This window comes from Methyloversatilis sp. XJ19-49, from assembly GCF_024580145.1.
GTDB lineage: Bacteria > Pseudomonadota > Gammaproteobacteria > Burkholderiales > Rhodocyclaceae > Methyloversatilis.
The window spans coordinates 371,429-384,303 of record NZ_JANINI010000001.1; the positions used below are offsets into that span (position 1 = coordinate 371,429).

A 12,875-nucleotide genomic window follows, 5' to 3' on the forward strand; every position below is an offset into this window, starting at 1 on the left:
GGCGGCCTCGCCGCGATCGGCGCGTTGATCAACGATCATCGCGGCATCAATCGCGGCAAGGCCGCCGCTCCCTCAGCCGCTCCCTCAGCCGCTCCCTCAGTGGCTCCCTCAATGGCTCCCACAGCCACTCCCACAACCGCTCCCACAGCGACTCCCGCCGCGGCGGGCGCCTCCATTCACTTCAGCCCTGTGCCGCGATGCTGCGCCGGAACATCAGCAGCGACGCGACGAAGAAGGCGGCGGCGATGGCGGCCATCGCCAGCAGGCTGGGCCACACCACGTCCAGACCGGCGCCGCGGTAGAGCACCGCCTGGGCCAGGCTGACGAAATGCGTGGTGGGGGCGAACAGCATGATGTTCTGCACCGCCTCCGGCATGCTTTCGCGCGGTGTCATGCCGCCCGAGAGCAGTTCCAGCGGCAGCACCACGAGAATCATCATCAGGCCGAGCTGAGGCATGTTGCGCGACAGCGTGCCGATGAAGATGCCGAGCGAGGTGGTGGCCAGAAGCTGTACCAGCGTGCCGGCCATGAACAGCGGAATCGAACCGGCGATCGGCACGTCGAGCACCCGGCCGACCACGAAATACAGCGACAGTCCGACCGCGATCCACACCACCAGCGCCATCGACCACACCTTGGCCAGCATGATTTCGAAGGCGCCGAGCGGCATCACCAGCAGGTGTTCCAGCGTGCCGTGCTCGCGCTCGCGGATCAGCGCCGCGCCGGTCAGGATGACCGACAGCATGGTCACGTTGTTGATGATTTCCATCACGCTGCCGAACCATGAACTGGTCATGTTCGGATTGAACATGACCGTCGGCGCCAGCGTGATCGGCGCTGCCGCCTCGCTGCGCCGGTGCTGCACGAACTCGCCCACTTCGCCCAGCACGATGTTCTGGATGTAGCCGGCGCCGATGAAGGCCTGGCTGACGCGCATCGCATCGATGTTCACCTGGATCACCGGCTGCTGCCCGGCGAGCACGTCGCGCTCGAAATCGGGCGGGATGTTCAGCACGAAGGTGTAGATGCCGGCATCCAGCCCGGCGTCGACCTGTGATTCCGTGATCATGTCAGGCGGCTTGAAGTACGGCCCGTAGAACGACCCTGCGATGCGCGACGAAAGCACCGACTGGTCTTCGTCGACGATGGCGATCGGCGCGTTGTGCAACTCCTGCGAGGTCGCCGTCGACGCCGTGTAGATGCCGCCGCTGAACGCCCACACGATCATGATCAGCAGCACCTTGTCGTTCCACAGGCTCAGCAGTTCCTTCATGCCGAGTCGCCAGGCATTGAGCAGGCGCACCTTCATCACCGCTCCTGCTTCTTCAGCAGCAGCACGCTGAGCAGCGTCAGCACCGGCACGAAGGCGAGCATCGCGAGAAAGTCCATGTAGACCTCGCGCAGGCCGAGCGCCTTGGTGAACAGGCCGCGACTGATGTTCAGGAAGTAGGTCGCCGGAAAGAAGGTGCCTATCGTGCGCCCTGCCCCTTCCAGCGACGACACCGGATGGGTGAGGCCGGAGAAGGTGACGGTGGCGAGCATGGTGACCACGGCGGTGGCGGCCAGCGCGGCGATCTGCGTGCGCGCGAAGGACGACATCAGCAGGCCGATGCCGGTGGTCGTCGTCACGAATATGAGCGCCGCCAGGCTCAGCGTGACCAGGCTGCCCTTGAGCGGCACCCCGAACACGTACACGGCCAGCGCGACCAGCCCGTAGAAGCTGATCATGCTGACGCCGATGTAGGGCAGTTGCTTGCCGAGCAGGAATTCCAGCCGGGTCACCGGCGTGGCGTACAGATTGGTGATCGACCCCAGCTCTTTCTCGCGCACCACGCCGACCGCCATCAGGATGGCCGGAATGAAGGTGAGCAGCAGCGGAATCACCGCCGGCACCATGGCATAGACGCTCTTGAAGTCCTGGTTGTAGCGGTAGCGCATGTCGAGCCGCGCCGGCGCCTCCTGCACCGCGCCGACCTGCCGGCGGGCCGCCTGCTGCAGGAAGTCGGCATGCAGGCCCTGCACGTAGCCCAGCGTCGTTTCGGCACGGAACGGCATGGCGCCATCGACCCAGACACCGATTTCCACCGCCTGTCCGCGGCGCAGGTCGCGTCCGAAATCGGGCGGGATTTCGAGCGCCACGCTCAGTTCGCCGGCCTTCATGCGCTGGTCGAGTTCGGCGCTGCCGGCCAGCGGCGGCTGTTCGAGGAAGTAGCGCGAGCCGGCCATGTTTTCCACATAGGCACGGCTTTCCGGCGACTGGTCGCGGTCGAGCACGGCGAATTTCAGGTCCTCGACATCCATCGAAATGCCGTAGCCGAGTATCAGCACGAGAATGACCGAGCCGAGCAGCGCGAACGTGAGCCGCACCGGATCGCGCACCACTTCCAGCCACTCGCGGCGCGCGTAGGCGAACAGGCGCATCAGGCTGAAGGCGCGGCGTTCGGTGCCCGCCGCGCGGGCGGCGACGGCCTCGCCCGCCGCTGCGGCAGGCCGGTCCGCCTCGCCGGTGGCTTCTTCGAGACAGGCGATGAAGGCGTCTTCGAGCGACGCCGCATGGCGCTCGGCGATCAGTGCCGCCGGGCTGCCGCTGGCCAGCACGCGGCCGGCATGCATCAGCGATATCCGGTCGCAGCGTTCGCCTTCGTTCATGAAGTGGGTCGACACGAAGATGGTCACGCCGTCCTTGCGCGACAGATCGATCAGCAGGCGCCAGAAACCGTCGCGGGCGACCGGATCGACACCCGAGGTCGGTTCGTCGAGGATGAGCATTTCCGGCTTGTGGATGACCGCGACCGCCAGCGACAGGCGCTGGCGGATGCCCAGCGGCAGGCCGGCGGCCTGCGCGTCGACGTAGCCCGCCAGTCCGAAGCGATCGACCATTTCCTGCACGCGCGGCGCCACGTCCGCCGCCGGCAGGTGGAACAGCTGGGCGTGCAGCACCAGGTTCTGGCGCACGCTCAGTTCGCCGTACAGCGAAAAGCCCTGGGTCATGAAGCCGACGCGGCGGCGCGTGTCGAGATCGCCGGCATCGACTTCATGGCCGAACAGCAGCGCCCTGCCCGAGGTGGGCGGCAACAGCCCGGTGAGCATTTTCATGGTCGTCGTCTTGCCGCAGCCGTTCGACCCGAGGAAGCCGAAGATTTCCCCGCGACCGATTTCGAAATCGACATGATCGACCGCAGTGAAATCGCCGAACTGCATGGTGAGCCCTTCGGCGACGATGGCCGGGCCGTCGCCCTGCACGACGCGCGGCGGCACGACCAGCGCGGCGTGGCCGCGGCGTTTGTCCGGCGGCAGCAGTTCGATGAAGGCGGCGTCGAGATCCGTCGTGCCGGTGCGCGCCAGCAGGTCGGCCGGACTGCCGGTGGCCAGCACGCGGCCGTCGTCCATCGCCACCAGCCAGTCGAAGCGCTCCGCCTCGGCCATGTAGGCGCTGGACACCAGCACGCTCATGCCCGGACGACGCGCGCGCATGCGGTCGATCAGTTGCCAGAACTGGCGGCGCGACAGCGGATCGACGCCGGTGGTCGGCTCGTCGAGTATCAGCAGGTCGGGGTCGTGGATCAGCGCGCAGCACAGGCCGAGCTTCTGCTTCATGCCGCCGGACAGCTTGCCCGCCGGCCGGTCGCGGAAGGGCGTGAGCCCGGTGCTGTCGAGCAGTTCGGCGATGCGCGTCGCGCGTTCGTCCGATGACTGGCCGAACAGGCGGCCGAAGAAGTCGACGTTTTCGAACACCGACAGCGTCATGTAGAGGTTCTTGCCCAGCCCCTGCGGCATGTAGGCGATGCGCGGGCATACCGCTTCCCGATGAGCGCGGCTGCCCATGTCGCCGCCCAGCGTTTCGACCGTGCCCTGCTGGATCACGCGCACGCCGGCGACCAGCGCCATCAGGCTGGACTTGCCGACGCCGTCCGGTCCGATCAGGCCGACCATGCAGGCCGACGGAATGTCCAGATCGATCGCGTCGAGCGCCACCGTATCGCCATAGCGCAGGCCCACGCCGGCCAGCCGGGCGACGCCGGTTCCGGTCATGGCTGAACGGGCAAGGTCACCGGGGGCGGCACCGTCGCCGGCCACGGCGCATCGGCGTCCAGCCTCACCCAGGCCACGCCGGGCAGACCGGTCTTGACCTGCTTGGCGTACGCCCGAAGCAGTTCGGGCGGAATCTTCACGCGCACGCGGAACATCAGCTTTTCGCGCTCGGTGCGCGTCTCCACCGACTTCGGCGTGAATTGCGCCTGCGGCGACACGAAGCTCACGCTGGCCGGAATCGAAATGTCGGGCCGCACGTCGAGCACGATGCGCGCCTCGCTGCCGATCGCCACGCGCCCGGCCTGCGAAGTCGGCAGGAACAGCGTCAGGTAGACGTCGGTGATGTCGAGCAGCGTCAGCACCTTGCCACCGGCGGGCAGCACCTCGCCCGGCTCGGCGAGCCGGTACAGCACGCGGCCATCGGCCGGCGCGACCAGCACCGCGTCCTGCAGGTCCACGCGCATGCGCTCGACCCGCGCCTGCGCGGCCTCGACCGCCGCCGCCGCCTGCGCCACCGCCGCACGGGCCACCTCGATCGACGACTGCGCGCCCTGCAACTGCGACACAGCGGCTCGCGTCACTTCTTGCGCCGTCTGTTTCGCGGTGCGGTCGACGTCGAGCTTCTGCGCAGAAATGAACCCCTTGTCGACCAGCTGCTGCGTGCGTTCGATGTCCTTTTCGGCCAGCGCCATCTGGCCCTGCCGCTGCGCCACCACCGCGCCGGCGGTGGCGACGTCGCTGCGCCGCTGGGCGACCGCCGCGATCGCCGCCACATGCGCCGCCTTCGCCTGCGCGACCTGGGCTTCGGCCATGTGCAGTTCCGCCTCGAGTGCGCGCACATCCATGCCGGCAAGGGTCTGCCCGGCGCTCACATCATCGCCTTCGCGCACCGTCACGCTGGCCAGGCGCCCGCCCGTCTTGCTGGCGACATCGATTTCGGTCGCTTCGATGCGACCGTTGCCCGAGGCGAAGGCGTCGATCGGCGGTGGCGACTGGAAGTGCTTCCACGCGAAGAAGGCTGCGATGGCCAGCAGCACGATGGCGATCGGCACAAGCCAGGGGCGTGAACGGGGTTCTGACATTCGGGCGGTCCGGAAACAAGCGAGGGATCAATACAGGCGGCCGGCGTACGGCCTCGCCGCCCATAGTGCGCGTCTCCGACGCGCGTGTATTGACCTTCGGCAAGCCGGCGCGACGAATCGGGCGTCAGCCCGGCAGCGACAGCACGAACAACAGGATGATGAGCAGCGGGTAAGGGAAGGCCACCGTCGGCTTCAGCGCACTCTTCGCGTACTCCATCAACAGCCCCGCCGCGCCCGGGCGCGTCGCCTGCCACTCGGTGTGCAACTGGCAGGCCGCGTACTCCGACGCCCCGTCGGCGATGAGCGTTTCCACTTTCAGCAATCGCTGACCCAGGCGCCCCTGCACCGTGCGCAGCATCGCTTCGATCACCCAGACGATGACCATCAGCGGCGCCGCCAGTTCGAACGGAAAACCGAACAGCGCGGCACCCGCGGTCAGCGCCACCGCCACGACCTTGATCCCGACCGCGCAACGCTCATGGCGCTCGTGGTCCTGCTGCAGCGTGGACCATTCGGTCTGGAGGGGTGACAAGGTGGAAGCGTTCATATGTGCGGCGGCGAGACCGGAAAGAAGCAGGAAAGGCCGCAATCTATCCGCTGACAGCGCGGCATGCCGAGGCATGCGTCAAGCTTCTGCTTCGAAAAGCAGCGAAGCATGTGACTACCATGGCCACGGCCCCCTACCCTGGCCGCACAGGTGCGAAAGGGAGAAGTCGCCCGAAAGACCGTGCGCAGTGGTGCGCACCCAACCGCCTCACCACTCGGATGAATGACTGATGGAACAGACACTGTGGACATGCTCCACTTGCCTGACATATAAGGGGTGAGGTTTTTTGTGTTCGTTTTAAAGGTAGTTGTCCGGCACACTACGCCCCAACCAACTGAAAACAAACGAAGTCCCCCATGAGAATCCTTTGTGTTTATCCGGCACCGTCCATAGTTATGGCGCAAAACTGCGCCCGAAACACAGTTAGCCATGGCAATCCTGCGCTCTGCCGTCCCCTTCTTTGCTGAGACGGAACCACGCGCCCTGTCCGAGGCTGAGCGCTCGGTTGTCGAACGCCTAGCTACTTCTCTCGACGAAAGGTACAAATCCCAATTGCCGAGCCTTGTCGTAGTCGGGCGTTGCGGTTGTGGGCGGTGCCCGACAATCTTCTTTCGTCCGCACACCGAAGGCGTTCGAGAGCGCGATCTCGTCTCGTTTTCCGGGCGAGATTCGACTGGTGGCCTTGTGGCCGCGGTACTGCTTGAGAACCAAGGCACCTTGTCGCAACTGGAGTTTTACTCCATTGATGGGCACGACCCATGGTTCATTCCGGAGGCAAAGTCACTTGCGCCGTATTAGCAAAGCCATGGCTAACCCTGCAGTCGAGCGGACCTGCGCGAAAAGCCGCGCAGGCCGCTCACTTCCACGTTAGATTTTCACAAGATACGTATGTACAACTTACTCGTCACGTCCGCTCAAGATGCTTGGGATTCACCGTTCTATCAATTCGACAGAAGCCGGTTCTTAGAGTACACAACTGAAAAAATCGTATCTGCTTACAAAGGCCTTAGCGAAAAGCAAATTGAATCAATCAAAAGCCTTCCATGCCTATTTGCGTATGAAGGTTACATGGGCGGCGTAAAAATTGGAAAGATAACCTCAATCAAAGAGCGTGGCAGGGGCATCCTGATTGAGTATGAATTTTTTACACTACCGGATTCAATTGACCCAAGCAAACTAGAGGAAATATCGCCACTTCTTGATATCCGAGAGTGGGAAATGAATCGAACGCACTGGGCAATAAAAGAAGAGAATCTTTTCGATCGACTCAAGGCCGCTGGAGTTATTGATCGCGATTTTCAGGAGTGGCAGCCAAAGCCCTCCCCTGCGGGAAGGCATAGCGACTCTAAAGCACAATCCTCTCGCGTCACAACGGTTCAAGGATTCATTGGGAAAGTTCTATCCGAAAAGGCCAAGGATGGAATCGAAGTCTTCTACAGGGGGCACTCTGACAAGAAAAAATATATGCTCGAACCGTCTTTGTTTCGAAAGGACGAAAGTGGGAACTATATGTATCTACACAACGAGCACATACTTTACAGGGAGCTCATAATATCCAATTCTATGGATTTCTCGGCTGATGACTACACCCTTGATAGATTAGTGCGTATGCAGCATTACTCGCTGCCCACGCGACTTTTGGATATCACTTCAAATCCACTCATCGCACTCTACTTTGCATGCAAATCAAAATTTGGCAAAAGAGTGGATGGAAAATATATAGACGAGGAGGAAGGAGAGGTAATTTTATTCACACTGAAGCGAGATCAGGTGAAATATTTCGACTCGGATACCGCGAGTTGCATAGCAAATTTAGCAAGGTTGCCGAAGTCTGAAAAAAATAATATAGACACGTCGATCACAGACGAGAGCAAATTCAATGAGCAACCCGCCATCAAACGGCTCACTCACTTTATTCGTGAAGAAAAGCCATTTTTTGAACAAAAAATTATCCCTGCGCACCTGCAAAAGATAATTTGCGTTAAGAGCAAAAAGAGCAACGACCGAATTCACTCGCAATCCGGTGCATTTCTTCTTTTTGGCCTTGATGCAATTCTGGATGAGAAAGGTACGCCGGAAATTAATGTTTCTCGAATTTCTGTTACCAACAAGGTGGCCATCTTGGAGGAGCTTGACTTGCTGAACATAAATGAGAGCACAGTATTCCCATACATCGAGAACTCAGCAAAATATGTTGCGCAGAGATATGCTTTCCATCCGCCAGAAAAAATCTAACTGTTTGGTCAGGCTGACGCCAAGAGCTGCGCTTTGGGTTCCCTCCAGTCGCTTTGCTCCTTGCGGCGCAGCTTACCGCTGGCGTTAGCCCGCAACAGGAACACACAATGAGCGCTGAACAGCACCCAGAAAAAGTGCAACAGGAAATCCAATATCAATCCGTTTCGGATTTCCTCGAGTCCTGTCCACCAAACCAACTAACACATATCTCGGATCTGTCCGAGTACAAACATGTGTCGAACGTTGGATATACGGATGTAATGCGAACGCCGGAAATCCAATTGCATTGCGGAAGCGATTCATGCAACGGCGTCCGCTTTTTCCGTTGCGCTTCCGGGTACGGAAAACGTCTGAAAGAGGACTTCGAATTTATCTATGTCACGTATCGTTGCTCGAACTGCCAAGATAACGAGAAAACCTTCGCACTCGCGGTAAAGCTCGACGAAGATGCTAAGCCGACAGGAGAGTTGTGCAAATTCGGAGAACTACCACCGTTTGGCCCGCCCACCCCTCCCAAGCTCATCAAGCTTATCGGCCCCGATAGAGACGACTTCCTCAAGGGGCGCAGGTGTGAGAACCAAGGTTTAGGTATAGGCGCCTTCATTTACTACAGACGGGTGGTCGAAAATCAGAAGAATCGAATTTTGACTGAGATTGTAAAAGTGTCTGAGAAACTCTCAGCGCCTGCCGAAAAGATCGCAACACTCAAGAAGGCGATTGAGGAAACACAATTTAGCAATGCCCTCAATATGGCAAAAGACGTCATTCCTGAGAGCCTATTGATTAACGGCCACAGCCCGATTCAGTTACTCCATAGTGCATTGAGTGAGGGCGTCCACGCGCTTTCAGATGAGCAATGCCTCGAGTTGGCGGGCAGCATTCGTATAGTTCTGAGCGAGCTTTCTGAACGACTGTCTCAGGCGCTGAAAGACGAAGCCGAATTGGCCAAGGCATTATCGACACTTATGAACTTTAAGAAAGAAAAATGACAATAGGGGACAGACCACGAATAACATCTTAGTTTTCAAAATCGTGGTCTGTCCCCGATTGTCCGCGATTGTCCGTGGCATCCTGCTTGGAGAGCCGGAAAAGTCAATCATCAAGCGGCTTGAGAATGAAGGCTGGTGAGAGGTGGAAAACATAAACAAAAACAGAAAAATAGGGGACAGACCACGTTTTCAACGCGTTTTCAACGCGCAAACAATAGGGGACGTACCACGGATACATTTCAGTTTTCAAAATCGTGGTCTGTCCCCTATTGTCCTAAAGCATTATTTAATCCTTCAACCAGTGGTGCAAAGGCATTTAATGCCACAGTTCTCCTTCGGGAGATTGAAGGCTGGATTGATAGGAAAAAGCTAAGCATCTCCAAGAAAAGTGGCGCGAGGTGGGGCGTCCTTGTTCACGGCAACAGAGTGCTTGCAGCTGTTGTTTTCAAGCGAGTCGGCCCCCAGAAACTATCTCAGCCGATATCAGACTTCAATTCTTCTATTAGCTCTTTTGACCTGGATTCTGTTTGCGAAGATGTGTATAAAAAAATGGTTTCCTCTATAGAAACGCATTATCCTGGAAAATTTCTTGCTGTGTTATTCAAAAACCCAAGTATGAGCAAAAATGTATTTGACAGCGCTGCTACATAAGAAACCAATAGCCAACAACGAATAACTAACAGCTAATTAATGGGGCGGACGCCAATTTTTCCAAATATTGAAACCTCGGCTCGTTCTCTGTTTGCGTAGTTTGAATACAGAACCTCGCCAAAGCCCTTTACCTTGAACGGGGTGATAGGGGACAGACCACGGTTTGAATTTCTCAAGACACACGGAAATTCTCGTCTGTCCCCATTTTTCGCAACTGGGATATTTCATATGAATGATGCATCTGTTGCTGGTTCGCTGCCGCTTAGAGTTTGGTTCGCCCGACACTTCATTGCAGTGTGCGCTGTTGTCTTCACAGCCGAATACTTTCAAGCGGGTCGAGAATTCCCGTCCCCTTGGTTCTTCCTCGGTCAGATTGGAGGACTCTTGATAGCTAGCATCGCAGTTGCGTGCGTTTTCACTCTTTTTTTGAATACACGAGACTTGAGATCGCTTACGCGAAGAACTTCCTCAATTCTTTGGGTGCTGACCGTGCTGTTTGTTGTTGGTAGCGTCACATCCACCTGAGAACAATGGAGTAATAGGGGACAGACCATGGTTTATATTTAACAATAGGGGACAGACCACGATTTTCCGTCAACGGGGTCAGACTCCATTTATTCAGCGGGTCTGTCACTGCCACAGCTCACCCGCCACTGAACCACGAAACCCGGCCCGCTTCGCAGGACCGGGTTTCGCACAGCCTTACTTGCGGACGAAATCCAGCAGATCCTGATTCAGCCGATCCTTGTGCGTGTCGGTGATGCCGTGCGGCGCACCCGGATAGACGATCAGTTCGGCGTTGCGGATCAGCGCGGCCGACGCCTTGCCGGACAGGTCGATCGGCACGAGCTGGTCATCGTCGCCGTGGATCACCAGCGTGGGCACGTCGAACTTCTTCAGGTCGGCGCGGAAATCGGTGGCCGAGAACGCCGCGATCGAGTCGTAGGTGTTCTTGTGGCCTGCCTGCATGCCCTGCGCCCAGAAGGACTGGATCAGCCCCTGCGACGGCTGCGCACCCGGACGGTTGTAGCCGTAGAACGGACCCGATGCGATGTCCAGATAGAGCTGCGAGCGGTTCGCCTGCGAGCCCTTGCGGATGCCGTCGAACACTTCGATCGGCAAGCCGCCCGGGTTGTCGGCGGTCTTCAGCATCATCGGCGGCACCGAACTGACCAGCACCGCCTTCTTCACACGGGCCGTACCGTGACGGCCGATGTAGCGCGCCACTTCGCCGCCACCGGTCGAGAAGCCGACCAGGGTAACGTCCTTCAGATCAAGCGCCTTGATGACGGCGGCCAGATCGTCGGCGTAGTGGTCCATGTCGTTGCCGTCCCACGGCTGGCTGGAGCGGCCGTGGCCGCGCCGGTCGTGGGCGACCACCCGGTAGCCCTGCGACGCGAGGAACAGCATCTGCGATTCCCAGCTGTCGGAACTGAGCGGCCAGCCGTGGCTGAAGGTGACGACCGGGCCGTTCTTCGGTCCCCAGTCTTTGTAGTAAAGCTGCACGCCGTCGCGTGTGGTGACGTAGCTTTCGGTCTTCTTGACCACGGCAGCGGCGCGGGTCGCGGCCTTGACGGGCTCGGCGGCATGGGTCGGTGCTGCGAGGGCAGCGGCCAGCACGGTCAGTGCGAGGGCTTGGCGAATGGCTTTCATGATGGTTTCCTTTCTGTGTCGGGGACGATGTCGGTTCGGGAAGTTCAGTCGGCGATGACCAGGGTCACGTCGATGTTGCCGCGGGTGGCGTTCGAGTACGGGCACACGATGTGCGCCTTCTGGACCAGCGCTTCGACCTGTTCGCGCGGCAGGCCGGGCACGGCGATGGTCAGCTCGACCTCGATGCCGAAGCCGGTCGGGATGGCGCCGATGCCGACGCGGCCGGTGATCTGCGTGTCGGCCGGCAGCGCGACCTTGTTCTGGCCGGCGACGAACTTCAGCGCGCCGAGGAAGCAGGCCGAATAGCCGGCGGCGAACAGTTGCTCGGGATTGGTGCCGGCACCGCCGGCGCCGCCCAGTTCGCGCGGGGTCGACAACTGCAGGTCGAGCACGCCGTCTGACGATACGGCGCGGCCTTCGCGGCCTCCGGTGGCAGTGGCCTGGGCGGTGTAGAGGACTTTTTCGATGGACATGGCTGACTCCTGTGCATGGGGTGAATGAGGCAATGCCGGTTGGCAGAACGAACTTTGCGCTGGAGTTCGATACCAAACGCAACGTATAGTCCTGAAAACTTCACCTGGAGTATCGAAGCCCACCATGACCGACAGACTCGAAGCCTTGCTGGCGCACTTTTCGGTCAGCGCGCGCGTGTTCAACACCGGCGCGCTGTGCGGCCTCACCGAACTGGACGCCGGTGACAGCGGCCGCATGCACCTGATCCGCGCCGGAGAAGCCGACGTGCATCATGCGGGCGGCATCGAGCGCGTGACCCGGCCCAGCCTGCTGCTGTTTCCGCGACCGCTTGCCTACCGTTTCGTCACCGACCCGACACGCGGCGCCGACTTTGCGTGCGCGCGGATGCACTTCTCCGGCGGCGCCGCCAATCCGATCGCCGCGGCGCTGCCGGATTTCACCTGCCTGGCGCTGGACGACATCCTCGGTGCGGGACCGGTGCTGGATCTGCTGTTCGACGAGGCTTCAAATCAGTACTGCGGCCGTCAGGCGGTGCTGGATCGATTGTTCGAAGTGCTGCTGGTGCAGGTGCTCAGACACCTGATGGAAGCGGGTCAGACCGGCGCGGGCATGCTGGCCGGACTGTCGCATCCGCGCCTGCGCCTTGCGCTGGTGGCAATGCACGAGAAACCGGCGCAGGACTGGTCGCTGGAGGCGCTCGCCGCGCGTGCCGGCATGTCGCGCAGCGTTTTTGCGAATGCGTTTCGCGACACCGTGGGCTGCACGCCGGGTGCCTACCTGCAGCGCTGGCGCATCGGCCTGGCCGAGCAGGCACTGCGTCGGGGGCGAACGCTGGCGCTGATCGCCGATGAAGTCGGTTATGGAGGAGAAGCCGCGCTGTCGCGTGCCTTCAAGGCACAGACCGGGCTGTCACCGCGGCAATGGCGCGAGGCGCACAAGCGGTGAAGAAGGGGGTGGGAGATGCGTCGGCGCATGTCCTGATGCGGCATTCGCGACGCACCAAAGAAAAAAGCGGGCAATGCCCGCTTTTTCTTGTCGCAACGCCGTGTTCAGCGGTTGGCGATGTACATCGTGATTTCAAAGCCAAAACGCAGGTCGGTCGCCTTCGGGGTTTGCCAGTTCATGTGTGTCTCCTCGATGATTTCGCTTCGCTTCACAGCAACGCGCTGTGCATGGATTGAATACTGCGCCGACCGCCGGCGCGTCACCTCG

The 12,875-nt window shown here is 60.3% G+C and carries 11 protein-coding genes; 4 read left to right on the plus strand and 7 right to left on the minus strand.

Going from position 1 to position 12,875, the window contains the following annotated elements; all coding sequences use genetic code 11:
- Positions 1-181: 181 nt before the first annotated feature.
- The 4 genes from NMQ16_RS01710 to NMQ16_RS01725 all read right to left on the minus strand — a co-directional run bounded on the left by NMQ16_RS01710 (position 182) and on the right by NMQ16_RS01725 (position 5,661).
- Positions 182-1,309, minus strand: a complete 1,128-nt coding sequence (locus NMQ16_RS01710) for an ABC transporter permease (RefSeq protein WP_257078752.1) — start codon at positions 1,307-1,309, stop codon at positions 182-184.
- Positions 1,309-4,032 carry a ribosome-associated ATPase/putative transporter RbbA gene (gene rbbA / locus NMQ16_RS01715; protein WP_257078753.1) on the minus strand — a complete coding sequence of 908 codons (2,724 nt, stop codon included), beginning with the start codon at positions 4,030-4,032 and terminating at the stop codon, positions 1,309-1,311. Before rbbA ends, NMQ16_RS01710 begins: the two co-directional genes overlap by 1 nt.
- Positions 4,029-5,114, minus strand: coding sequence for an HlyD family secretion protein (locus tag NMQ16_RS01720; protein WP_257078754.1), 1,086 nt, complete (start codon positions 5,112-5,114; stop codon positions 4,029-4,031). The genes rbbA and NMQ16_RS01720 overlap by 4 nt, the downstream gene beginning before the upstream one ends.
- Before the next feature lie 124 nt (positions 5,115-5,238).
- Positions 5,239-5,661 carry a hypothetical protein gene (locus NMQ16_RS01725; RefSeq protein ID WP_257078755.1) on the minus strand — a complete coding sequence of 141 codons (423 nt, stop codon included), beginning with the start codon at positions 5,659-5,661 and terminating at the stop codon, positions 5,239-5,241.
- Positions 5,662-6,549: 888 nt separating this feature from the next.
- On the opposite strand from NMQ16_RS01725, the gene NMQ16_RS01730 reads away from it, so the two are divergent.
- The 3 genes from NMQ16_RS01730 (at position 6,550) to NMQ16_RS01740 (ending at position 9,536) form a co-directional block, all read left to right on the plus strand.
- Entirely contained in the window at positions 6,550-7,896 is a 1,347-nt protein-coding gene (locus NMQ16_RS01730; RefSeq protein WP_257078756.1) for an FRG domain-containing protein, read from the plus strand.
- Positions 7,897-8,003: 107 nt separating this feature from the next.
- The gene (locus NMQ16_RS01735; protein WP_257078757.1) at positions 8,004-8,885 is read left to right on the plus strand and encodes a hypothetical protein; all 882 of its coding nucleotides are present in this window, start codon (positions 8,004-8,006) and stop codon (positions 8,883-8,885) included.
- 135 nt (positions 8,886-9,020) lie between these two features.
- A complete protein-coding gene (locus NMQ16_RS01740; RefSeq protein WP_257078758.1) occupies positions 9,021-9,536 on the plus strand; it encodes a hypothetical protein in 516 nt (171 codons plus the stop codon).
- Between the two features lie 702 nt (positions 9,537-10,238).
- On the opposite strand, the gene NMQ16_RS01745 is transcribed toward NMQ16_RS01740, so the two are convergent.
- Together NMQ16_RS01745 and NMQ16_RS01750 are read right to left on the minus strand one after the other, a co-directional pair.
- Positions 10,239-11,189: an alpha/beta fold hydrolase gene (locus NMQ16_RS01745; protein ID WP_257078759.1), complete on the minus strand. Its 951-nt coding sequence runs from the start codon at positions 11,187-11,189 to the stop codon at positions 10,239-10,241.
- A 44-nt stretch (positions 11,190-11,233) separates the two neighbouring features.
- Positions 11,234-11,662 carry an organic hydroperoxide resistance protein gene (locus NMQ16_RS01750; RefSeq protein ID WP_257078760.1) on the minus strand — a complete coding sequence of 143 codons (429 nt, stop codon included), beginning with the start codon at positions 11,660-11,662 and terminating at the stop codon, positions 11,234-11,236.
- Between the two features lie 124 nt (positions 11,663-11,786).
- On the opposite strand from NMQ16_RS01750, the gene NMQ16_RS01755 reads away from it, so the two are divergent.
- On the plus strand, positions 11,787-12,608 hold the full coding sequence (locus NMQ16_RS01755; protein WP_257078761.1) for an AraC family transcriptional regulator: 822 nt from the start codon (positions 11,787-11,789) through the stop codon (positions 12,606-12,608).
- 104 nt (positions 12,609-12,712) lie between these two features.
- Here the strand turns inward: NMQ16_RS01755 and pqqA are convergent, their stop codons facing one another.
- Positions 12,713-12,787, minus strand: a complete 75-nt coding sequence (gene pqqA / locus NMQ16_RS01760; RefSeq protein ID WP_083224124.1) for a pyrroloquinoline quinone precursor peptide PqqA — start codon at positions 12,785-12,787, stop codon at positions 12,713-12,715.
- Between the last annotated feature and the right edge of the window lie 88 nt (positions 12,788-12,875).

Excerpts from the sequence above, each read along its gene's own strand:
- NMQ16_RS01710 (WP_257078752.1), bottom strand. The coding sequence starts at position 1,309 with ATGAAGGTGCGCCTGCTCAATGCCTGGCGACTCGGCATGAAGGAACTG.
- rbbA (WP_257078753.1), bottom strand. The coding sequence starts at position 4,032 with ATGACCGGAACCGGCGTCGCCCGGCTGGCCGGCGTGGGCCTGCGCTAT.
- NMQ16_RS01720 (WP_257078754.1), bottom strand. The coding sequence starts at position 5,114 with ATGTCAGAACCCCGTTCACGCCCCTGGCTTGTGCCGATCGCCATCGTG.
- NMQ16_RS01725 (WP_257078755.1), bottom strand. The coding sequence starts at position 5,661 with ATGAACGCTTCCACCTTGTCACCCCTCCAGACCGAATGGTCCACGCTG.
- NMQ16_RS01730 (WP_257078756.1), top strand. The coding sequence starts at position 6,550 with ATGTACAACTTACTCGTCACGTCCGCTCAAGATGCTTGGGATTCACCG.
- NMQ16_RS01735 (WP_257078757.1), top strand. The coding sequence starts at position 8,004 with ATGAGCGCTGAACAGCACCCAGAAAAAGTGCAACAGGAAATCCAATAT.
- NMQ16_RS01745 (WP_257078759.1), bottom strand. The coding sequence starts at position 11,189 with ATGAAAGCCATTCGCCAAGCCCTCGCACTGACCGTGCTGGCCGCTGCC.
- NMQ16_RS01750 (WP_257078760.1), bottom strand. The coding sequence starts at position 11,662 with ATGTCCATCGAAAAAGTCCTCTACACCGCCCAGGCCACTGCCACCGGA.
- NMQ16_RS01755 (WP_257078761.1), top strand. The coding sequence starts at position 11,787 with ATGACCGACAGACTCGAAGCCTTGCTGGCGCACTTTTCGGTCAGCGCG.